Raw genomic sequence first — 22,166 nt, forward strand, 5'->3', positions numbered from 1 at the left:
GTCCTCAGCAGGGGGGCAGGTCGTTCACGTCGTCGCCGCCGTCGAGGTTGAACCACGCGAACGGGATGTAGTTGCGGCCCTCGTAGTTGACCTGGATCCACCAGCTCGATTCCTTGTGGTGGTTGTAGATGTACGAGTCGATGCTCTGGCCCTTTTTCCTGCAGTACGCCTCCAGCCGGGTGCCGGGTTTCGCCCAGCCGACCTGCTTGTCGTTGTCCTGCTCGGTCACGCTGAAGATCTCGTTGCCGTTGCGGCCGGAGACGTCCTTGTCGCAGTAGTCGGCGGTGTCGCCGTTCTCGCCGTTGTTGCAGGTGGCGGTGCCGTACAGGGCGTCGGTGCGCTGGGCGCGCTGCTTGGAGACCGAGCCGGCCGCGTTCTTCGCGGTGACGGTGAACGTGTACGACGTGCTGGGCTTGAGGCCGCCGACCTTGAGGCTCGAGCAGCTGCCGGAGGCGGAACCGCCGTCACCGGAGGCGTCGACGGAGCACGTCGCGCTGCCGCCGCCGGCGTCCACGGTGAAGGTGATCGTGGCGGTGTTGAACGTGGCCGAGGAGCCGGTGACGGTGATCTCCGGCTTGGCGACCGTGCGCGCCGTCGCCGAGCCCGCCTCGCTCTCGCCGGCCTCGTTCACCGCCCGGACCTCGACGGAGACCGTCTCGCCCTCGCCGAAGCCGTCGAGGGTGACCCCGGTGCCGTCGGTGACGTCGGTGGAGCGCCCGCCGGCGGCGACCACGTACTTGGTGATCGGCCTGCCGTTCTCCGCCGGAGCAGCCCACGTGACCCGGACCGTGCCGGGGCGGTCGCCGACGGTCGCCGCGTCGACGCTCTCCGGCCGTCCGGGCCTGGCGAACGGGACGACGCTCGCGCTCACCGGCGACGCCTTCGAGCCGGCGCCGCGCTCGTTGATGCTGACGACCGTGAACGCGTACTGCTTGCCGTACTCGAGCTCGCCCTTGCCGATGGTGAGCGACGTGCCGTCCTTGGCCTCGCCGATCGGGGAGCTGCCGCCCTCGCTGATGGCGGTGACCGCGTAGCGCTCGATGTCGATGCCCTGGCCGTTGGCGGCGGGCCAGCTGACCACGACCGTGCCGTCCGGCTTCGCCTCGGCGGTCACGGCGGTCGGCGGGTCCGGTACCTCGGCGGTGGGCTTGGCCGCGTTGCTGGTGCGCGACGGGCCGTCGCCCTTCTTGTTGACCGCGTGCACCTCGAACCGGTACGTCTCGCCGTTCGTGAGGCCGGTTACCTCCAGCGAGCGCTGGTTGGCGCCGACCTGGAACGTCTTGTCCGCGCCCTCGACCACGTAGCGGGTGATGGCGGCGCCGTTGTCGGGGGCGGACCGCCAGGAGACGCGGACCTGCGCGTTGCCGGCCGCGGCCCGGACGTTGCGCGGGGCGCCGGGCTTGGCCACCGGCGGCTTCTTCGGCTTCGGCGGTGGCGGCGGATCCGGCGGGAGGGGCGGCGGGTCGCCACCGAGGACGTCGTCGGCGTACTTGTCGACCACCCGGACCCGGTGCGCGTCGTCGACGACACGGGCGGTGGCCGAGCCGGGCGCGTTGATGAACAGGTAGTTCTCGCGCACCTCGAGCTCGAGGGGGCCGCCGGGCCGCTGGAAACGGATGCCCTTCTGCGCGCGCCCGTCCCGGTCGAAGACGTGCACGGTGCCGGTCGCCTCGTCGGCCACGTAGAAGTAGCCCTCCCAGGCGACGGCCGCCTGGAGCTCGGGCCCCTCGCCGGGGACCGGGAAGTCGGCGACGGTCCGGTCGCCGCTGACGCCGAGCACGTGGCGGGCATCGGGGACGGTGACCGGCACGACGGCGCCCTCGGTGTGCTCCGGCAGCGACCCGGGGCCGTCGAGCGGCAGGGTGACCGAGGTCTTCGCCTTGTCGCGGATCGTGGTCAGCACGTTGGTGGTGCGGTCGAGCACGGCGACGCCGCTCTCCAGCGTGGAGATGGTGAGGTCGTGGTTGGGCTCGGCCACCGTCTCGGTGCGCACCTGCGCCGGGCCCGCCGGCGTGCGGGAGGCGCTCTCGCCGGGCGACGCATCCGGCAGCGGCGCGGCCGTGATCGCCGAGACGGTGCCCTGGCTCGGCACGGCGATCCAGAGCGTGCCCTCGCCGTCGAAGAGCCCGCCGGCGATGCCGGGCGGATAGCGCAGCGACTCGCCGATCGGCTCGAGGGTGCGCGGGTCGAGCTGGCGCACCTCGCCCTGCACGGTGTCGATGACGAACGCCGAGTCCTCGTCGAGCGCGACGCGCACGCCCAGGCCGGAGGTGGTGGTGAAGGTCTCGGCCGCCTCCTTGAGGGAGGTCAGGTCCATCGTGCTGACCACGCCGGTCTGCACGTCGCGCAGGATGACGAAGCGGTCGTTCTGGGCGACCTGGACCTGGTGGCCGCGGGCGCGCGGCAGGTCCACGCGGGTGTCCACCCGGGCGGTGACGCCGTTGACCCGGGCGACCTCGCCCTTGGCCCGGCTCCACACCCACGAGGCGGCGTCGAAGCTGGCGACCGCCTGGTCGGCCGCGCCGAGACCCAGCACGGTGAGGCCGAGGCCCGTGACGAGGCTGAGGACGGTGCCGATCGTCACCAGGCCACCGCGGCTGCGCCACGGCCGTCGGCGCCGGACCGTCACGGCGTCCTCACCGGACGCATCTGCACTGGTCACAGCCCCGGATCCTCCCCGTCGTCGCCCGCCTGTCCACAAGGACGCAGGCCATCATAGGGCGCGGTGGATCCCCGTGCGCACTCGGCAAGTCACGGTTGTGAATAGTTGTGATCGCCGAGAGTGATCATCTTCGGCTCTTCGCGGGGCCCGCGGTCCGGCCGCTCCGGCTCGTGCACGCCTGCGGCGAGGTGGCGAACCGGGTGGTGCTGTAGACGGCCACCACGGCGAAGCAGTAGTCCAGGTCGGCGTTGAGCCCGTTGAGGTTGAACGAGGTCGTGGTGGGTCCGATCTGACCCATCGGCTTGAGCTGCTCGCCCGGCCGCCCGCCGGTGACCATGAAGGACGCGCGGCCGTTGGCGGGGTCGGACCAGAAGACCTGGACCGACGATCCGTAGTCGCGCAGGCGGACGTCCGTGGGGGCGGGACCGCTCAGAGTTGGCACATCGGAGCCGTCGCCGCCGCCGTCCGGCCGGGCCAGCACGACCACCAGCGCCACCACCGCGATGACCACGCCGATCACCGCGGCGATGGCCGCGAACAGGGCCGGCCCCCGCGCCGACGACCGCGGCCCGGCGTCCGGCGGCGACAGCGCCGGCAGCGACGCGACCTGATGCGACGCGGCCGGGAACGGCGCGGCATGCGGCGGTGCTGCGTGCGGCGGCGCGGCGTGCGGCAGTGCGGCGGCCGGCGGCTGTGCTGCGTGCGGCGGCGCGGCGGCCGGCGGCGGTGCGGCGTGCGGCGGCGGCACCGGGGCGGTCCGCGGCGGGAAATACGGCTCGGGTTGTCGCTGCGCGGGAATGGGCACCGGATCGGGTTCGGCCTGCACGAACTGGCGGGGCGGCGTGGCGGCCGGCGGCGGCGCCGGCTGCGGCGGCGGGACCGGCAGCTCCATGCGTACGGTAGGAGGCTCCTCGCCCAGATAGGCCCGCGCCCGCGTCACGGCCCAGTGGCCGGTGCCGAGCACCCCCGGCCCGTGCGCCGCGACCCGGCCGAACGCCCGCCGCGCCTCGTGCCGGTTCTCCATCTCCTCCGCGACCACGCCCAGGTCGAAGGAGATGCCGAGCATCACCGGATCGGTGTCGCCCAGCCGCCACTGCCCGGCCGCGTACGCCTCCTCGAGCACCCGCCGCGCGCCCGACGGATCACCCGCCTGCCGGTGCACGGCCGCCAGCTGCTGCGCCGTCGCGAGCACCTCGGGGTCGTCCTCGCCGAGGTTGGCCCGCCCCAGGTCCACGGCGTGCTCCAGCAGCGCACGGGCCTGGGTGAGGTCACCGGATTCGGCGAGCGCCCGGGCGCGCTGCCGGGGTGCCAGGAGCGGGGAGGGGTGGGACACGCAGCCATGCTGCCTGGAACGGCCGCGTCCCGCCAGTGCCGGGCGCCCGTGGGCAAAGAGGCAAGCGGCGCAGAAGCCGATACCGGCGACATACGCCCATGTCGATACCTTGCCCGCGCTCCGGCCCGCGGACCAGGCTGGGATGCCGATCACCGTACGGGGGGACAGACGATGAGAGCAGGATTGCGGGCGGCCGTGGTGGCCACCCTGACCCTGGCGCTGCCGGCGGTGTTCACGCCCGCCGCCGCCCACGCCGGGTACGCCGGCCCCAACGCCGTCGTCACCTGGAACACGTACGCCCAGGACGCCATCTACGAGGTGGCACGCCAGCCGCCGTACGTGACCGCGCGCAGCTTCGCCATGGTGCAGGGGGCGGTCTACGACGCGATCAACGCGGTGGCGGGCACGCCGTACCAGCCGTACCTGATCGCCCCGCATGCCCGGCCCGGCTCCTCGGCCGACGCCGCCGTGGCGACCTCGGCCCACCGGGTGCTCGCGTCGCTCTTCCCCGCGCAGGACGCGACCCTGCGCGCCCGCTACGACGAGGCCCTCGCCGCGATCCCGGATGGCCGGGCGAAGAGCGACGGCATCGCGGTCGGCGAGGCCACGGCGGCCGCGATGATCGCCGCGCGCAGCGACGACGGTGCCTTCGGCGACGCCACCTGGAACGTGGGCACGGCACCCGGGCAGTGGCGGCCCACCCCGCCGGCCTTCGCGCAGGACGGGGCCTGGGTCGGCGACCTGGAACCGTTCGTCATCCCCGGCGTCGCGCCGTTCGGCGTGCCCGGCCCGCCCGCCCTGACCAGCGCCGGGTACGCCCGGGACGTGAACGAGGTGCGGGCGCTGGGCTCGGCCACCAGCACCGTGCGCACCGCCGACCAGACCCGGGCGGCCGTCTGGTGGCACGACCGGCGCCTCACCGAGTGGGAGATCAAGCGGCAGCTGGCGACCTCGCAGCGGCTCAGCCCGTTGCGGACCGCGCGGATGTTCGCGATGGCGGACGTGGCCAACGCCGACGCGCTGATCGTCTGCTTCGCCGAGAAGAGGCGGTGGAACTTCTGGCGCCCGATCACCGCGGTGCAGCTGGGCGACACCGACGGCAACCCGGACACCGGCGCGGATCCGTCGTGGACGCCGCTGCTGGTCACCCCGCCGTTCCCGGACTACACCTCGGGGCACACCTGCTCGACGAGTGCGATCATGGCCGCGCTGCGCCGGTTCTTCGGGCGCGACGACGTGCCGTTCAGCGCGTACAGCGCCGACGCGGGGGCCACGCGGTCGTTCGGCGGCTTCTCGCAGGCGCTCGCCGAGGTGGTCGAGGCGCGCATCTGGGGTGGCGTGCACTTCCGCAGCGCCGACGTCCGGGGCGTCTCCATCGGCACCCGCGTCTCCGGCTACGTCCTGTCCCACGAGTTCGGCCGATCGTGACCACGATGCGGGCCGGCCGGCCCGGACCGGCGTAGGCCCGGCCGATCGTGACCGGGGCAGGGCCGGCCGGCCCGGACCGGTGTGGGCCCGGCCGATCGTGACCGGGGCGGGCCCGGCCGGACGATCCGGGTGGGCCCGTTCGGCCGGACCGTCGGACGCCTAACCGACGCACGCGTTCCGGCGGCGGTGCCCGCGGGCCTACGGTGCGGCCAGGCCGGGCCCGGCGGTCGGGCCCGGGAGGTGAGGTCGCCATGACATACACGGTGCTGACCGGACGATTCGTGATCCGCTATCCGGACCTGCCCCGGCAGGGCCCGGAGCCGGACGGCGACACGGTGAAGTTCGCCCCGGACACCCCCGGGCTGGTGGAGGGGCTGGCCCGGCCGTCCGGCACGCCCCCGGACCTCGGCGCCCGGGGGATCTCCGTACGCCTGGAGGCGATCGACGCGCTGGAGACCCACTTCGCCGAGACCCACCAGGACCTGGCCGGGGCGAACGCGGCCCGCGACGAGCTGCTGCGCCTGCTCGGCTTCACCGGCGTGGAGTTCTTCGACGACCTGCCCAACAACGTGCGCGCCGCCGATCAGGACAGCGTCCGCGGGCACGTGCTCTCCAACGGCATCGACGCCAACGGCCGCATGATCGGCTTCGTCTACCTCGGCGAGCCGGCCGCGCCGGACGGGAGCACCGTGTTCCTCGACGAGGCCGGCGCGGACGGGTCGGCCAACGCGCTGCTGCTCGCGGCGGGGCTGGCGTATCCGGCGTTCTACGCGACGTTGCCGGCGTCCCTGCGTACCCATCTCGCCACCATGTCCCGCAAGGCCCGCGCCGACGGCGCCGGGATCTGGACGACCTCGACGGCGGACCCGGCCGGCGCCGCCACCGTGACCGGCCTGGCCGACCTGCGGCGGCTGGCGATCTGGCCCAAGCTGTTCCGCCGGATCGTGCCCTATCTGGCCACCGGCGCCACCGGCTTCGACGGCTTCGGCGCCTGGCTGCGCTCGGACCCGGTCAACCGGGACGACTCGCTGTTCCTGCTCGACCGGCTGGAGACGGGCAACCTGCACGACGTCGTCGAGGCCGCCGGGCAGCGCATCCGGATGACGGCCTGGCCGGAGGACTTCATCATCGACCCGGACCCCGCCGCGCCCGGTACGCCCACGACGCCGCCGCGGCTCGCCGCGGGTGACGTGCTGATCGTGGCCGCCCTGCCCGACCCGGTCGGCGCCGACGACGGTCACGAGCTGCTGACCCTGCTCAACACCACGGCCGCCGGCATCGACCTGACCGGGTGGACGCTGCGTGACCGCAACGGCCGTTCGCAGTCGCTGTCCGGGACGCTGGCCGCCGGCGCGGTCACCCAGGTCGCCGCCGCCGGGGTCGCGCTGGGCAACACCGGCGGCACGGTGACGCTGGCGGACGCCCTGGGCAGCCCGATCGACCAGGTCAGCTACCGGGCCGCGCAGGTGAAGGAGGGGCGGACCATCGTGCTCGGCCGCTGATCGTCCGTTCGGCCCGGCGGGTTCCGGAACTCGGGCAAGTTGTCCGGGTGAGGCCCTGAATGCGGGGGCAAGAGAGCGCTCCACCACTTGACATCCGACGGCGTCTATCGCTTTCTGTGACCTGGTTCATTGCAGCCCCGTTACGGAAAGGACCACCCCGCATGTCGACACGCCCCTCCGGGCGCCGGCGCCTCAGCCGGATATTCGCCGTCGGTCTCCTGCTGGCGACCGCCGGCACGCTGACGGGTACGTCCGCCTCCGCGGCGCCGTCCTACCACGGCGGCACCGCGCCGGGCCTCGGAGCCAGCGTCACCGTCTTCGACCCGGGCATGCCGGTCGAGCAGATCCAGGCCACCCTGGACGCCACCTACGCCAAGCAGGTCGACAACGAGATGGGCACCGAGCGGTACGCCTACCTCTTCAAGCCCGGCACGTACGGCACGGCGGAGAAGCCGCTGCAGATCAAGGTGGGCTACTACACCGAGATCTCCGGCCTCGGCGCCTCGCCGAAGGACGTCGTCATCAACGGCAAGGTGGAGGTCTACAACCGCTGCCTCGCCGACGGTGGCACCAGCAACTGCCTCGCGCTGGTCAACTTCTGGCGTACGCTCTCCAACCTCACGATCAACGTGAACGGCGCCGGCCAGGACGGCTGCCGCTCCTCGGCGAACTTCTGGGCCGTCTCGCAGGCCGTGTCGCTGCGCCGGCTCGACATCAAGGGCGGCAACCTGTCGCTGATGGACTACTGCACCGCCGGCCCGCAGTACGCCAGCGGCGGTTTCATCGCCGACTCGAACATGCCCGACGTGGTCAGCGGCTCGCAGCAGCAGTGGCTCACCCGCAACAGCACGGTGAAGAGCTGGTCCAACGGCGTGTGGAACCAGGTCTTCTCCGGCGTCGAGGGCGCGCCGGACGACGCGACCTTCCCGGTCCCGCCGTACACGACGATCGAGAAGACCCCGGTCAGCCGGGAGAAGCCGTACCTGTTCGTGGACGCCAAGGGCAAGTACAACGTCCGGGTGCCGTCCGCGCACCGCGGCACCAGCGGCACGTCCTGGGACGAGGACCTCACCGCCGGCCGTACGCTGCCGCTCGGTGACTTCTTCGTGGCCAAGCCGTCCGACCCGGTGTGGAAGATCAACGCCGCCGTCACGCTCGGCAAGCACCTGCTGCTCACCCCGGGTGTGTACAACGTCGACCACAGCATCAACATCCGGCGCCCGAACACGGTGGTGCTCGGCATCGGCCACGCGACGCTGACCGCGGTCAACGGCGCCACCCCGCTGACCGTCGCCGACGTGCCCGGCGTGGTCGTCGCGGGCGTCACCATCGACGCCGGCACCAAGGAGTCGCAGACGCTGCTGCGGGTCGGCAACAAGCACGGGCTGAAGCTCAGCTCGGCGAGCAACCCGACGACGCTGTCCGACGTGTACTTCCGCGTCGGCGGCCCGCACATCGGCAAGACCGACACCGCACTCGAGGTCAACAGCGACAACGTGCTCATCGACCACACCTGGGTGTGGCGCGCGGACCACGGCGTCGAGGGCTTCACCGGCGGCGTCAACGGCGACAACGAGCGCTGGCGTACCAACACCGGCCGGCAGGGCGCGGTCATCAACGGCGACAACGTCACCGCGACCGGCCTGTTCGTCGAGCACTTCCAGCGCTACAACACGACCTGGAACGGCGACAAGGGCACGACGATCCTCTACCAGAACGAGCTCCCGTACGACCCGCCGACGCAGGCCGACTGGATGAACGGCAAGGTCGAGGGCTTCGCCGGCTACAAGGTCGGCAACAAGGTCCGCACCCACAACCTGTACGGCGCGGGCGTCTACGTGTTCAACCAGAACAACCCGTCGATCCACACCGAGAACGGCTTCGAGGTCCCGAACCGCCCGGGCGTCAAGCTGCACCACATCATGACGGTGAACCTCAGCGCGGGCACGATCGACCACGTCGTCAACGGCGTGGGCGGCCCGGCGGACAACAGCAACACCGGCCAGCCGGTCTACATCAACGAGTACCCGGCACCGTAAGGCCTCTCCGTGGGGCCGGGCCGGAGCACGAGCTCCGGCCCGGTCCTGCGTCGCGGTCAGGCCAGGGCCACGGCGGAGCCCATGATCGGACCCCGGGACGGCCGGCGCCGGGATCGCCGCCACCGGCGTCGGCCCTCAGCGGAACCGGGTACGGTCTTCAGGGTCATGACGCCTCCGACCGCCACCGTGCTCCTCGTGTTCGGGCGCGGCGTCACCCGCTCCGGCGACGGGTACGTGCTCACCCCCGGCAGCGCCGCGCGGGTGCACGCGGCGGCCGGCTACGTCGCGCGGCACGGCGACGAGTTCCTCCGGGCCGGCGCCGAGGGCAGGCCCGCCCGGATCGTCTTCAGCGGCGGCTGGGCGGAGGCCGCCGAGGGCGCGGCGCGACCGCCGGCGGGCAGCCGCGAGGGCGACCTGATGCTGCGTGAGGCGCTCGCCGCGGGCCTCGACCGGTGGGCCGACCTGCACGCCGAGACCCGCTCCCGCAGCACCCTCGAGAACGTCCTGCACGTCGCCGAGGAGGGCCTGCTGCCGCCGGGGCGCGAGCCGCTGGGCCTCGTGTCGCACGCCTGGCACCTGCCCCGCATCCGGTTCCTCACCGCCAAGGTGCTCGGCCGGCGCGGCGCGGACCTGGTCGACGTGCCGGCCGGCGGCGGGGACGACGACTTCTCGCGGCGCGGGGAGCGGCTGGCGTACCTGGCGTCCCGGATGGCCCTGCTCGGCGCGCGGGAGCCCGGCACCCTGCTGCGCCGGGAACGCCGCATGATCGGCTGGCTGCGGCGCGCCGAGCGGGTGCTGCGCCGCCCGGCGCCGGTGACGGCCCCGGGTTCCGCGGAATTGCTCGAACGGGTGACGAGCACGCGTTCCGCGCTCGACGGGCGGGTATAGGACCCGCGCACCCGTACCGCCGCGGTACGGGCGAAGGAGCGCAGATGACCGTCGTGTTGCTGCCGGCGTACCAGCCGGGATCCCACCTGCTCACCCTGGCGGGAAGCCTGTGTGCGACCGGCGGGGTGGCCGGCGTCTTGGTGGTCGACGACGGCAGCGCGCCCGCCTCCGCGCCGGTCCTGGAGGCCGCCGCCGGGCTCGGCTGCACGGTGCTGCGCCACCCGGCGAACCGGGGCAAGGGCGTGGCGCTCAAGACGGGCTTCGGGCACATCGCCGGGGCGTTCCCCGGCCAGGACGTGGTCTGCGCCGACGCCGACGGCCAGCACAGCGCCGCCGATGTGTTGCGGGTCGCCGGCCGCACCCGCGCCACCGGCCACACCGTGCTCGGCGTCCGCCACTTCGCCCGGATGCCGCTGCGCAGCCGGTTCGGCAACACCGCGACCCGGGTGCTGTTCCGCGCCGCGACCGGCCGCCCGGTCGCGGACACCCAGACCGGGCTGCGCGGCTACCCGGCGGACCTGCTCGGCTGGTTGCGGTCCGTGCCCGGCGAACGCTTCGAGTACGAGATGAACGTCCTGCTGTACGCGTCCCGCCTCGGGCACCCGATCGAGGAGGTCACGATCGACACGACGTACCTGGGCGACAACGCGTCCTCGCACTTCAGCCCGGTCGCCGACGCCACCCGCATCTACTGGCCGCTGCTGCGCTTCGCGGCGTCCTCGCTGGTGCCCACCCGGGCGCGCTGACCACCCGATCGCCGCGCCGCTCGGCTTCGGCGTACGTATGGGTCCGGGCCGGGCTGACGGTCAGCCGGCGGCGGCGACCGGCGGCGCGACGGGCGCCGGCCGGGGCGCGGGGGACGGGAGCCGGATGGTGAAGATCGTGCCGGTGTTCGGGCGGCTGGACACGGTGATGTCGCCGCCGTGCGCCTCCACCAGCTGGCGCACGATCGACAGGCCGAGCCCGCTGCCGCCGGTGGCCCGGGTGCGGGAGCTGTCCGAGCGCCAGAAGCGGTCGAAGATCTTCGGCAGGTCCTCGGCGGCGATGCCGATGCCGGTGTCCCGCACGGCGATGGTCAGGCCGTCGTCAGACTGGGCCGCCTCCACCGACACCGAGCCGCCCGACGGCGTGTATCGGATGCCGTTGGACACCAGGTTGCCGACGAGCTGGCGCAGGCGTACGGGGTCCGCCAGCACCTGCGGGTCGCCGGCCACGTCGGTGTCCAGCCGCACGCCCGCCGTCTCGGCCGCGCTGCGGTGCGCCTCGGCGACCTGCGCCAGGATGTCCACCAGATACACCTGCTCCGGGTGCACGCGCAGGTTGCCGGCGTCCGCCGCCGCCAGGTCGCTCAGGTCGTCGATGATGTGCTGGAGCAGCACGGCCTCCTCGTGCAGCAGGTCGAGAAGCGCGGGATTCGTCGCGGTCAGGCCGTCCTGCGCCGCCTCCAGCCAGCTGCGGATGTTGGTCAGCGGCGTACGCAGCTCGTGCGCGACGTCGCTGACCATGGCCCGGCGCAGGCTCTCCGAGCGTTCCCGGCGGTCGGCGAGGTCGTTGAGCGCCCGCGCCAGGTAGCCGATCTCGTCGTTGGTGGCCACCGGCACCCGGGCGTGCTGGTCGGCGGGGTCGTCGGCCGCCTGGGTGAGCGCCCGCAGCGGGCCGACCAGGCGGCGCCCGGCGAGGATCGTGATCAGCACGGTGACGATCAGCACCGCGCCGGTCACCAGGGCGATCCGCAGCGCGTTGGTGCGGGACAGATTGAATACCGGCTGGTCGGACTCCTGGTCCGGGTCGGTGACGAACAGCAGCGCGGGAGGTGCCACGTACGGCCGGAGCTGCGCCTTGCGGGCCTTCTCGATGCAGCCCTTGATGCGGGCCTTGGTGGCGCTGTCGTACGCGTAGTCCGCGCGCGGCAGCGTCTTCGGCTCCAGCGTGAAGTCCGGGCGCAGGGCGACCTCCGCCGGTGCCTGCGCGCCCAGGCACGGTGCGGTCCGCCGGGACAGGTCGGCCAGGGCCTTGCGTTCGGTTCGCGTCGGCTCCTGTGCGACGTACTCCTGGCAGTAGGTCTCGAAGTCCTTCGGGTCGACGGTGATGGTGCGCACCGTCGGGCGGCCGCTCGGCGTGTCCACGATCTCGCCCTCGACGCCCGACCGGCTCAGGCACTCGACCTGGACCTCGGCAATCTTGCGGAGCTGGTCGCGTTCCTTCTTGGGCAGCGAGTACGGGCCGACGGCGCGTGGATCGATGCGGTCCGTGCCGCCGGTGAGGGCGAGATCCAGCGCCAGCGGGTCCACGGTGGCCGACGGGCGCGCCGCCCGCAGCGACGGGCCCGGCGCGGACTCGGTGATCACCTGACGGTCCTCGGTCATCAGCGTGATGCGCCGGTTGAGCTTCGCGGCGCGCTGCTTGACCAGGGCGTCCACCTCGGACCAGTCCGGATGGGTGGCGGCGTACGCGACCAGCGAGTCGTAGACGCTCTTGTCGTCGGCGAGCGAGCGGCCCTGCTCCTGCTGGATCGCCCGGGTGGTGGACTGGGTGGCGAGCCACGCCGTCGCCACGATCGCCGCGACGGCGACCAGCACCGACGTGGCGAGCAGCCGGGTGATGAGGCTGCGGTGCAGCGGCACCCGGCGGGCGTCGGCGCGGCGGCTCACTCCGGGCCGCCGGTCAGTTTGTAGCCGACGCCGTACACGGTCACCAGCAGCGCGGGCCGGCGCGGATCGGCCTCGATCTTGCGACGCAGGTTCATCACGTGCACGTCGATGGTGCGCTCGGTGGAGCTGCGGTCGATGCCCCGGGTGTGCTCGAGCAGTTGCGCCCGGGTGAAGACGCGGCCCGGGTGGTCGGCCATCGCGGAGAGGATCGCGAACTCGCCGGGCGTGCAGTCCACCGGATTGCCGCCGGCGCTCACCTCGTGGCGCGCCGGATCGACGGCCAGCGGGCCGATCCGCCGGACCTGGCTCACCTGCCGGGTCGTCTGCGGCGCGCGGCGCAGCAGCGTACGGACCCGGGCCATCAGCTCCCGCGGGCTGTACGGCTTCGTCAGGTAGTCGTCGGCGCCCAGCTCGAGGCCGAGCAGCAGATCGTCCTCGGTCGATCGGGCGGTGAGCATGAGCACCAGCAGGTCGGAGTCCTGCCGGAGCATGCGGCACACGTTGAGGCCGTCGAGCTGCGGCATCATCACGTCGAGGACCAGCAGGTCCGGCGGATTGCGGCGGGCCTGCTCGAGGGCGCTGCGGCCGTCGTGCACGACCGTCGCCTCGTGTCCGGCGGCCTCGAGGTAGCGGCGGAGCACCTCGGCCTGCCGCCTGTCGTCCTCCGCGACCAATACATGGGCACACACGTCGGCGACTATAGGTCGGATCGGCCACCACTCCCATGGCAGAGGCGATACCTGACAGGTTCCTGATATTCGGCGACCAGGATGCGCGGCATGGTTGCAAGGTCCGACGCGCCGACCGAACTCATCCCGGTCATCCCGGCGCCTCCCGACGGCGGGCCGGGCGTTCCGTCCCGCCGCCGGCGTCGTCTGTTGTCCGCTCTGGTGGTCGTGCTGGTGATTGCCGCCGCGGCGGGCGGGGTGGTGTGGCTGCGCGGCACCGGCGACGCGGCGACGAAACCGGCGGACGGGCCGATCGAGGTGCAGAGCGTGGCGCTCACCCGGCAGGACATGTCCGCCAGCGATTCGCTGCAGGGCACGCTCGGGTACGGCACCGCGCAACCGCTGACCGGCACCGGCGGCGGCACGGTCACCTGGCTGCCCAAGCCGGGCTCCTTCATCCGCCGCGGAGAGCAGCTGTTGCGCGTCGACGACCGGCCCGTGCCGCTGTTCTACGGGAGCATGCCGCTCTTCCGGACGCTCGCCACGCGCAACATGACCGGCCGGGACGTGCGGATCGTGGCGAAGAACCTCCGCGCGCTGGGTTATTCGATCGGGAACCAGCCGTCGCCGGGGGAGCGGGTGACCCAGACCCGGACGGAGCCCGCCCCGCCGCCGGCCTCCCCGCCCGCCACCCCGCCGCCGGCCGGGGCCGGGGCCGAGAACGAGACACGGACCGTCACCAAGAGGGCGACCGTACGCGAGGGCGAGGGCGTCCTCACCTCCGGCCTGATCTCCGCGATCAGGCGCTGGCAGACCGACGCCGGGCTGCCCGTCACCGGCCGGATCACCGTCGGCGACGTCATGGTGCTCAGCGGCGCGGTCCGCGTCGACTCCGTCGCGGTGCAGCTCGGCGCCCCGGCCGACGGCCCGCTGATGGCGGTCACCCCGACCGCCAAGGTGATCACCGTGCCGGCCGACGTCAATGAGTCCGGCTCGATCGAGCGGGGCGACCGGGTGACCGTCGCGCTGCCCGGCGACCGCACCGTCCCGGGCAAGGTCACCGCGGTCGGCACCACGGTCAAGGCCCAGGAAGGGCAGGCCGGCGACGAGGCGCCCAAGCTGACGGTGACCGTCGCGGTCGACGACCCGAAGACCGTCGCCCGGCTGGACTCGGCCGACGTCGAGGTGAACTTCGTCGCCGAGACCCACAAGGACGTGCTGGTCGCGCCGATCGGGGCGCTGCTGGCGCTGAGTGAGGGCGGGTACGCCGTGCAGGTGCGCGGCGGCGGCCTGGTGCCGGTGGAGACCGGCATGTTCGCCAAGGGCCTGGTCGAGGTCAGCGGGCCGGGCCTGAAGGAGGGCACCGAGGTGGTGACCACCTCATGAGCGACGACGCGGTCCTGTCCCTGCGCAACGCCGGGAAGGTGTACCCGGGCGGCGTCACCGCGCTCGCCGGGGTGACCCTCGACATCGCCGCGGGCGAGCTGCTCGCCATCGTGGGCCCGTCCGGGTCGGGCAAGTCCACCCTGCTGCACCTCATGGGCACCCTCGACCGGCCGACGACCGGCACCGTCCACATCGGCGGGCACGACACCGCGGAGCTCTCCGACCGCAAGCTGTCGGCACTGCGCGGGCGGCTGCTCGGCTTCGTCTTCCAGCAGTTCCACCTCACCGACGGCCTCACCGCCGCGGAGAACGTCGCCACCGGCCTGCTCTACGCCGGGGTGCCCCGCCGGCAGCGCCGGACGCTGGCCACCGAGGCGCTGGCCCGCGTCGGGCTGGCGCACCGCGTCGGGCACCGGCCGCACGAGCTCTCCGGCGGCGAACGCCAGCGGGTGGCGATCGCCCGCGCGCTGGTCAACCGGCCGGCCCTGGTGCTCGCCGACGAGCCGACCGGCGCGCTGGACACCGCCACCGGGCACGCCGTGCTCGACCTGCTGCACCGGCTGCACGCGGAGGGGACCACCATCGCGCTGATCACGCACGACCGGGACATCGCCGCGTCGCTGCCCCGCCGGGTCGAGATCCGCGACGGGCGGCTGGTCGCCGACAGCGTCCGCGCCGTGGCCACGGTCTCGGCGCCCGCGGTGGGCACCGTCAGCGCGGTGGCGGCGGTGACCGCCCGATGAGCCGCTTCGAGGTCACCCGGCCGGTCCGGCTCGCCCCGGCGGACCTGCTCGGCCTGGGGCTGGTCGGATTGCGTACGCGCAAACTGCGCGCCGCGCTGTCCGCGCTCGGCATCTCCATCGGCATCGCGACGATGATCGTGGTCACCGGCATCCCGGCGTCGAGCCAGGCGTCGCTGATGCGCGAGTTGTCCGCGCTCGGCGCCAACGTGCTCCAGGCCATGCCGCTGCCGGACCAGGAACCGCCGGCCCTGCTGCCCGAGGAGTCGGTCGCCATGGTGCAGCGCATCGGCCCGGTCACGGTGGCGAGCGCGGTCGCCAACACCCACACGGTGGTGCGCCGCTCCGACCGAACGGACCCGAACGACGGCCTGGGGCTGACCGTGCTCGCGGCCCGCCTCGACCTGCCCGCGGCGATCAACGCGCGGATCCGGTACGGGAAGTGGCTCTCGCCGGTCACCGGCAAGTTCCCGACCGTCGTCCTCGGCTCGGTGGCGGCGGCCCGGCTGGGCTTCTCCGGCCTGCCGCCCGGCGGCCCGCCCCCGCAGGTGATGATCCGCGACACCTGGTTCACCGTCGTCGGCATCCTCGCCACCACGCCGCTGTCGCCGGACATCGACCGGTCGGTGCTGGTCGGCTGGGAGGCGGCCCGGGGGTCGCTGCGCTTCGACGGCCACCCGACCGTCATCTACCTGCAGGTCGAGGAGTCGCAGCTCGAGGCCGTACGCGCGGTGCTGCCCGCGACGATCTTCCCGGAGCGGCCGGGCCAGGTGACGGTCACCCGGCCCTCGGACGCGCTGGCCGCCAAGCGGGCGAGCGAGAACAACTTCTCGTCGCTGCTGCTGGCGCTGGCGGCGGTGGCGCTGCTGGTCGGCGGCATCGGGGTGGCCAACACGATGGTGATCTCGGTGCTGGAGCGCCGCTCGGAGATCGGCCTGCGCCGCGCGCTGGGCGCCAACCGCGGCCAGATCCGCGGCCAGTTCCTCACCGAGGCGGTGGCGCTGGCGACCCTGGGCGGGGTGGCCGGCACGGCGCTGGGCCTGCTCACGACGGTCGGGTACGCGACGTACCACGGCTGGCCCATCGTGGTGCCGCTGCAGGCGGTCCTGGCCGGGATCGGCGGCGCGATCGTGGTGGGCGTGGTCGCCGGCGTCTACCCGTCGGTGCGCGCCTCCCGGCTGACACCCACCCAGGCGCTCGCCACCGTGTGAGCGCCGCACCGGTGACCGGTGCGCGGCGGCCGGCCCCCGCCGCGCACCCACCGGTCAACCGCCGGCCATCCGTACGGGAAGGGCCGGCCCGCCCCGCGCCCCCGCGGCCGTGACCAGCACCGCGCCGTCGGCCGGGCCGGGGTCGTCGAGGCCGCCCCGGCCGCTGGTCACCACGAGGGTGGTGCCGATCAGGCAGACGCTGGTCGGCTGCCGGGCGGGCACCGGGATCCGCCGGTCGAGCAGCCCGTCGGGGCGGTAGCGGTGGACCGCGCCGCCGCCGAAGAGCGCCACCCACAGGTAGCCGTCGGCGTCGGTGGTCAGCCCGTCCGGGGCGCCGTGCGCCGGGTCGAGGCGGACGAAGGAGCGGCGCCCGCTGAGTTCGCCGGTGTCCGGGTCCACGTCGAAGCTGTCGACGTGGCCCAGCGGGGTGTCGGACAGGTACATCGTGCGGCCGTCCGGGCTGAACGCGGGCCCGTTGGCGATGGTGAGGCCGGTGAGCACCGTGCGGACGCTGCCGTCGGGGTCGAGGCGGTAGAGCGCGCCGCAGCCCGGGGACTGGTCGCAGGCCATGCTGCCCGCCCACAGCCGCCCGGCGCGGTCGGCGACGGCGTCGTTCATCCGCCAGTCGCGCGCGGTCACCGGCTCCGGGCGCGCCACCGGGCGTACGGTGTCCCCCTCGATGAGGGCGAAGCCGGTGCCCGCGGCGGCCAGGAAGGCGCCGGGCCGGCCGGCGACCGGCGCCACCGCGGCGAGCGGTTCGGGGAGCCGGGCCAGTTCGGTCAGCGCCGCCTGGCCGCCGGCCGCGCCGCCGGGCGTCCCGCCGGCCGTCCCGCCGGGCGTCCCGCCGGCCGTCCCGCCGGGCGTCCCGCCGGCCGTCCCGCCGGGCGCGGGGGCCGCCAGCAGCCGCCCGGCCGGGATGTCGACGAGCACGAGCCGGTCGCCGATCCACCGCGAGCCCTCGCCGAGTTCGAGCCGGTCCGGGGTCAGTTCCGTCACGTCGGTCATCCCCGGGTGGTCCCCGGCCCCGGCCCTTCCTAATCCCGTGACCCGGGCCGCGGGCCTTCCGGCGTTGTCTCCTGCTCCCGGTGGGCATCGCCGCCGAACTGGTCGCGATCTTCCGGTCCGCGGTCGAGCGCCTGGTGGTCGACGGCCCGCCGCTGCCGCGCCCCACCGACGTCCGGCCCCCTGGACCGGGGACGCGGGGCCCTGCTGATGAACGCGTACGGGCAGGTGCGCGTCTCGTCGTCCTCGACCGGCACGCTGGTCACCATCGACGGAGCCGACCGGCGGGCCCGCCGCCGGGCCTGGGCGGCGGTGAAGCCGGGCCGCTGCGGATCACCGCGACCGCGGGGTGCGGTGCGGGGTCAGCGGCGCAGGCCGACCGAGTCGAGCACGGCGCGGGCCAGGACACCGGTCGGGCGGACCACCGTGTCGCGCACCCAGCGGCCGGCGCCCGCGACCAGGCGCCACACCGGGACGACGGTCCAGCGCCACACCCAGGCGATCGCCCGGCCGGCCGGGCGCAGCAGCCACCGGTAACAGCGCGCCAACAGCCAGCCCGCGCCGCGCCAGCCGGGCAGCAGCACCCAGTGGTAGATCGCCCGGGCCACCGCGGCGACCGCGCCGGCCAACGTCTCGACGGTCCACACCAGCACCCGGCCCAGCGTCCGCCACAGCGGGGCGGTGACGGTGAAGAACCAGGTCACCGGGATCACGATCAGCCGGCGCAGCAGGAACAGCACGGGCCGGACCAGGTAGCCGCGCTGCCGCCACAGCCAGCTCAGGGGCACGACCACCAGCCGGTGCACCAGCCACGACAGCGGCACGACGACGAGCCAACGCCAGAGAAACGTCACGGGTACGACCACCAGGCGGTGCCACAACCACGCGACCGGGCGCCCGACCCACCGGGCCAGGAAGCGGCCGAGGACGCGCAGCAGCTCCCACGCGAGCCGGAACGGGAGCACGAAGATGATCGCCAGCACCCGCACCGGCCACCGGATCCACTCGGGCGGCTCGGTCGCGGTGCTCATGGCCGCCACGGTAATGGATCACCCCCGTCCGGGGTAAAGCCCGCTCACCCACGGTCACCGAACGGTCGTTCCGGGTGGCCCCGGAGCACCCGCGCGAGCGGTTTTGCCCCGCGGCATAGGATCGACTCTCGACACAGTCGCCGACATGCTCTAGGGAGCGCAATGCCGCTGACTCCGGCCGACGTTCACAACATGGCCTTCAAGAAGCCACCCATAGGGAAGCGGGGGTACGACGAGGAGGAGGTCGACGCCTTCCTCGACGAGGTCGAGCAGGAACTCATCCGGCTGCTCGAGGAGAACGGGGCGCTGCACGACCAGATCCAGCGCCGCGGGCCGGGCGGTCCGCCCTCGGCAGCGTCCACGATGGTGCTCGACGGCGAGTTCGCCGAGGTCGCCGCGAAGCTGGAGCGGTTGCAGGAGGCGCGGGCCCGGGCCGAGCAGAACGCCCGCAACCTGCAGGCCCAGCTCGAGCAGGCCCGCAGCACGCCGATGGCCGCCCCGCCGCCGCCCCCCGGCGACGACGACCGCAACGCCCGGGTGCTGATGATGGCCCAGCGGACGGCGGACGACCACCTCCGCGACGCCCAGCAGGAGTCGGACGCCCTGCTCTCCGAGGCCCGCGACAAGGCCGAGCAGGTCACCAGCGACGCCCAGCTGCGCGCCGGCACGATCGAGGGTGACGCGCGCCGCAACCACTCCGAGGCGATGAACACCCTCGGCACCAAGCGGGCCGCGCTCCTCGACGAGATCGAGCGCCTGGGTCAGCTCGCGCGCAGCTACCAGGCCGCGCTGCAGAGCCACCTCACGCAGCAGATGCAGGAGCTCAACAGCGAGCCGAAGCTCCCGCCGGACCGCGCCCTGGCGTGACCGGCCCGCGCCGGGGTCGAGGCCCCGGCCCGGCCGGTGGTCCCGGCGCCTGATCGCGCTACGGTGCCGGGATGACGTGGAGCCCCGACCTCTTCGACGAACTCGCCCGCACCCGGGAGGTCCGGGTGATCGTGCCGGCGCCGGGCCGCGAGCCGGTCCGCGTGCCGATCTGGATCGTCGCCGCCGGTGACGCGCTCTACGTCCGGTCGTGGAAGGGCGACGACGGCCTCTGGTACCGCCGCGCCCGCCGGCACGGCACCGGCGCGCTGGAGACCAGCGCGGGGGAGCAGCGGGTGCGCTTCGTGCCACCCGAGGACCCCGCGGTCGAGGCCGCCGTCGACCGCGTCTACCGCGACAAGTACGCCGATTCACCGTACGGCGAGGCGATGGCCGGACCCCCGGCGACGTCCACGACGCTCCGGGTCGAGCCGGTTGCCGATTAGCCCGGACGGCTCCGGCATCGTGCCGCCGCCGAGGACGGTCCCCTGATCAGTTGGTCGGCCAGCGCGAGTTCGGGCTGCCCGCGGACGTGCCGGCATGGCCGCGGCCGGCCCGGCGCGCCGCGATCGCCGGCAGGACCTGGGTGGGCAGGTCGGCCTCCCGGCGGCGGCCCTGCGGCTGCAACCACGGCGGATCGTTCCGGTCCCGGTCGCCGGCGGCGTGCGCGGTGGCGGCGCCGGTACGCGCCATCCGGTGCCACCGCAGCCGCCCGCCGAGCAGCGCCATCACGGTCGACTGGACCACCACCAGGTACATCAGCTGCCGGTAGACGATCTGCTGGAGCGGCAGGCTCCACAGCGGCGTCCAGCGTTCGCCGTCGAGGTGCAGGGCGTACGCCGCCGTCGCCACCTGGACCGCGGTGAAGCCCAGCCAGGTGGCGGCGACCGTCAGCGGGTCGAGGAAGAACAGGCCGTAGAGGGCGTACACGTCCACCATGGGCGCGGTGAGCGGCAGCAGCACCTGGAAGAGCAGCAGGTACGCGAGGCCCCGGCGGCCGAGGCGGCCCGCGCGGCCCCGTTCCCGCAGCGCCCGGCGGTGCTTCCACATCGCCTGCATGGTGCCGTAGCACCAGCGGTACCGCTGGCGCCACAGCTGGCGCAACGTCGACGGTGCCTCGGCCCAGGCGACCGCGCCGGGCTCGTACACCACGCGCCAGCCGTCCCGCAGCACGGCCATGGTGAAGTCGGTGTCCTCGGCGAGGGTGTCCGCCGAGACGCCCCCGACGTCCTCGACGGCGGCGCGGCGGAAGGCGCCGATGGCACCCGGCACCGTCGGCATGCACTCCGCGACGTCGAACATGCGCCGGTCCAGGTTGAAGCCGATCACGTACTCCAGGTGCTGCCAGCGCCCCAGCAGGCCGCCGCGGTTCGCCACCTTGGTGTTGCCCGACACCGCCCCGACCAGCGGATCCCGTAGGGGTTGCACGAGGCGGCCGACCGCGTCCGGCTCGAAGACCGTGTCGCCGTCCACCAGGACGAGGATGTCGTGCTGCGCGTACGCGATGCCGTGGTTCAGCGCCGCGGGCTTGCCGGCGTTGGCCTGGCGCAGCACGTAGACCCCGAGCAGGCCCAGCCGCTCGACCAGGTCGGCGGTGCCGTCGGTGGAGCCGTCGTCGACGACGATGACCTCGAGCGCCGGGTAGTCGCTGCCGACCAGGGACCGGACGGTCGCCGCGATGTTGGCCGCCTCGTTGTACGCGGGCACGATCACCGACACCGGCCCGACGTACTCCAGCGGCCGGCTCTCCCGGCGCAGCCGGCGCAGGTGCACCCGGGCGGTGACCAGCTGGGCCGCCAGCCGCAGGCCGGCGAGCACCACGGCGACGAGCAGCAGCACGGTGAGCGCGCCGGCCAGCCACCCGCCGGCGAGCTGGGCGACCCGGAAGGCCTGCCCGCGCCACCGCTCGGTGGCGCCGGCCACCGGCATCGCCGGCATCCCGAGGCCCTCGGAGACCGTGACGAAGCGGTAGCCCCGCGCCTTCAGGGCGGGGATGAGCAGATCGAGCGCGGCCACGGTCTGCGCCCGGTCCCCGCCGGAGTCGTGCATCATCACGACCGCGCCGGCCGTGCCCTCCGGCCGGGCCGCGGCGGCGATGGCCTCCGCGCCGGGCCGGCGCCAGTCGCCGGTGTCCAGGTCGGTGAGGACGATCAGGTATCCGGCCGCCGCGATGCGCAGGTGGGCGCGGTGGTCGGCGGCCGTCACGGCCTCCGGCTCCGACGAATACGGCGGGCGCACCAGCACCGGCCGGCGCCCGGTGGCGGCGGCGATCGCGTTGCCGGTCAGGGTGAGCTCGGCGTCGAGGCGCCGGCTGGGCGCGGTGGCCACGTTCACGTGGGTGAAGGTGTGCGATCCGATCTCGTGGCCCTCGGCGAGCACCCGGCGGGCCAGCCCGGGGTGCTCGTTGACGTGCGAACCGACCTGGAAGAACGTGGCGTGCGCCCGGTGCCGGGCCAGCACGTCGAGGATCCGCGGGGTCCACCGCGGGTCGGGGCCGTCGTCGAAGGTCAGCGCGATCGTCTTCGCCGGCATCCCGCGGCTGCTGACCGCGACGCCGGGCCCGAGCCGCTGGACGGCCGCCCCGGCCACGACGGCCGTCGGCGCTGGGCGGGGGTCCGGGCTCGGTGCCGGCCCGGAGCCCTCGCCGCCCACGTGAGTGACGAAGCCGTTGAGGCACAGCTCCGCGAGGAGCACGCCCATCGCCAGGGTGAGCAGGAGCCAGTGGACCCGCGGCTCGCGCCGCATGACGCGCCGTCCCACG

At 74.1% G+C, this 22,166-nt stretch carries 17 protein-coding genes; 10 read left to right on the top strand and 7 right to left on the bottom strand.

The window, feature by feature from the left end; translation table 11 throughout:
• Positions 1 to 4: 4 nt before the first annotated feature.
• The gene (locus tag CLV70_RS30395) at positions 5 to 2,662 is read right to left on the bottom strand and encodes a fibronectin type III domain-containing protein (RefSeq protein WP_106130056.1); all 2,658 of its coding nucleotides are present in this window, start codon (positions 2,660 to 2,662) and stop codon (positions 5 to 7) included.
• A gap of 124 nt (positions 2,663 to 2,786) precedes the next feature.
• Complete coding sequence (locus tag CLV70_RS41825; RefSeq protein WP_158277854.1) at positions 2,787 to 3,995, bottom strand: fibronectin type III domain-containing protein; 1,209 nt, start codon at positions 3,993 to 3,995, stop codon at positions 2,787 to 2,789.
• A gap of 171 nt (positions 3,996 to 4,166) precedes the next feature.
• Here CLV70_RS41825 and CLV70_RS30405 point away from each other — a divergent pair, with 171 nt between their 5' ends.
• The 5 genes from CLV70_RS30405 (at position 4,167) to CLV70_RS30425 (ending at position 10,598) form a co-directional block, all read left to right on the top strand.
• Positions 4,167 to 5,423 (top strand): vanadium-dependent haloperoxidase, encoded by a 1,257-nt coding sequence (locus CLV70_RS30405; protein WP_106130057.1) that lies wholly within the window; start codon positions 4,167 to 4,169, stop codon positions 5,421 to 5,423.
• Positions 5,424 to 5,674: 251 nt separating this feature from the next.
• A complete protein-coding gene (locus CLV70_RS30410; protein ID WP_106130058.1) occupies positions 5,675 to 6,925 on the top strand; it encodes a lamin tail domain-containing protein in 1,251 nt (416 codons plus the stop codon).
• 161 nt (positions 6,926 to 7,086) lie between these two features.
• Entirely contained in the window at positions 7,087 to 8,964 is a 1,878-nt protein-coding gene (locus CLV70_RS30415; protein WP_106130059.1) for an adenylyl cyclase, read from the top strand.
• A gap of 165 nt (positions 8,965 to 9,129) precedes the next feature.
• Positions 9,130 to 9,852, top strand: coding sequence for a YdcF family protein (locus tag CLV70_RS30420; protein ID WP_106130060.1), 723 nt, complete (start codon positions 9,130 to 9,132; stop codon positions 9,850 to 9,852).
• A gap of 44 nt (positions 9,853 to 9,896) precedes the next feature.
• Positions 9,897 to 10,598 (top strand): glycosyltransferase family 2 protein, encoded by a 702-nt coding sequence (locus tag CLV70_RS30425; protein ID WP_106130061.1) that lies wholly within the window; start codon positions 9,897 to 9,899, stop codon positions 10,596 to 10,598.
• A gap of 60 nt (positions 10,599 to 10,658) precedes the next feature.
• Here CLV70_RS30425 and CLV70_RS30430 read toward each other — a convergent pair whose 3' ends face one another.
• On the bottom strand, positions 10,659 to 12,503 hold the full coding sequence (locus CLV70_RS30430; protein ID WP_245908553.1) for a HAMP domain-containing sensor histidine kinase: 1,845 nt from the start codon (positions 12,501 to 12,503) through the stop codon (positions 10,659 to 10,661).
• On the bottom strand, positions 12,500 to 13,192 hold the full coding sequence (locus tag CLV70_RS30435; protein WP_106130062.1) for a response regulator transcription factor: 693 nt from the start codon (positions 13,190 to 13,192) through the stop codon (positions 12,500 to 12,502). The genes CLV70_RS30430 and CLV70_RS30435 overlap by 4 nt, the downstream gene beginning before the upstream one ends.
• A 90-nt stretch (positions 13,193 to 13,282) precedes the next feature.
• On the opposite strand from CLV70_RS30435, the gene CLV70_RS30440 reads away from it, so the two are divergent.
• Genes CLV70_RS30440 through CLV70_RS30450 form a run of 3 tightly spaced genes read left to right on the top strand, consistent with a single transcriptional unit; the run spans position 13,283 to position 16,508 of the window.
• On the top strand, positions 13,283 to 14,557 hold the full coding sequence (locus tag CLV70_RS30440) for an efflux RND transporter periplasmic adaptor subunit (protein WP_106130063.1): 1,275 nt from the start codon (positions 13,283 to 13,285) through the stop codon (positions 14,555 to 14,557).
• The gene (locus tag CLV70_RS30445) at positions 14,554 to 15,300 is read left to right on the top strand and encodes an ABC transporter ATP-binding protein (protein ID WP_106130064.1); all 747 of its coding nucleotides are present in this window, start codon (positions 14,554 to 14,556) and stop codon (positions 15,298 to 15,300) included. The genes CLV70_RS30440 and CLV70_RS30445 overlap by 4 nt, the downstream gene beginning before the upstream one ends.
• A complete protein-coding gene (locus CLV70_RS30450) occupies positions 15,297 to 16,508 on the top strand; it encodes an ABC transporter permease (protein ID WP_106130065.1) in 1,212 nt (403 codons plus the stop codon). The genes CLV70_RS30445 and CLV70_RS30450 overlap by 4 nt, the downstream gene beginning before the upstream one ends.
• A gap of 54 nt (positions 16,509 to 16,562) precedes the next feature.
• Here the strand turns inward: CLV70_RS30450 and CLV70_RS30455 are convergent, their stop codons facing one another.
• Positions 16,563 to 17,513 (bottom strand): SMP-30/gluconolactonase/LRE family protein, encoded by a 951-nt coding sequence (locus CLV70_RS30455; protein ID WP_106130066.1) that lies wholly within the window; start codon positions 17,511 to 17,513, stop codon positions 16,563 to 16,565.
• A gap of 359 nt (positions 17,514 to 17,872) precedes the next feature.
• Positions 17,873 to 18,541 carry a hypothetical protein gene (locus CLV70_RS30465; RefSeq protein ID WP_146164213.1) on the bottom strand — a complete coding sequence of 223 codons (669 nt, stop codon included), beginning with the start codon at positions 18,539 to 18,541 and terminating at the stop codon, positions 17,873 to 17,875.
• A gap of 162 nt (positions 18,542 to 18,703) precedes the next feature.
• On the opposite strand from CLV70_RS30465, the gene CLV70_RS41830 reads away from it, so the two are divergent.
• Both CLV70_RS41830 and CLV70_RS30475 read left to right on the top strand, forming a co-directional pair.
• Positions 18,704 to 19,408: a DivIVA domain-containing protein gene (locus CLV70_RS41830; protein ID WP_106130069.1), complete on the top strand. Its 705-nt coding sequence runs from the start codon at positions 18,704 to 18,706 to the stop codon at positions 19,406 to 19,408.
• A 71-nt stretch (positions 19,409 to 19,479) separates the two neighbouring features.
• The gene (locus tag CLV70_RS30475; protein ID WP_106130070.1) at positions 19,480 to 19,851 is read left to right on the top strand and encodes a DUF2255 family protein; all 372 of its coding nucleotides are present in this window, start codon (positions 19,480 to 19,482) and stop codon (positions 19,849 to 19,851) included.
• Between the two features lie 46 nt (positions 19,852 to 19,897).
• On the opposite strand, the gene CLV70_RS30480 is transcribed toward CLV70_RS30475, so the two are convergent.
• Complete coding sequence (locus CLV70_RS30480; protein ID WP_211303942.1) at positions 19,898 to 22,165, bottom strand: bifunctional polysaccharide deacetylase/glycosyltransferase family 2 protein; 2,268 nt, start codon at positions 22,163 to 22,165, stop codon at positions 19,898 to 19,900.
• Position 22,166 lies beyond the last annotated feature (1 nt).

Source organism: Pseudosporangium ferrugineum, assembly GCF_003002065.1.
Lineage (GTDB): Bacteria > Actinomycetota > Actinomycetes > Mycobacteriales > Micromonosporaceae > Actinoplanes > Actinoplanes ferrugineus_A.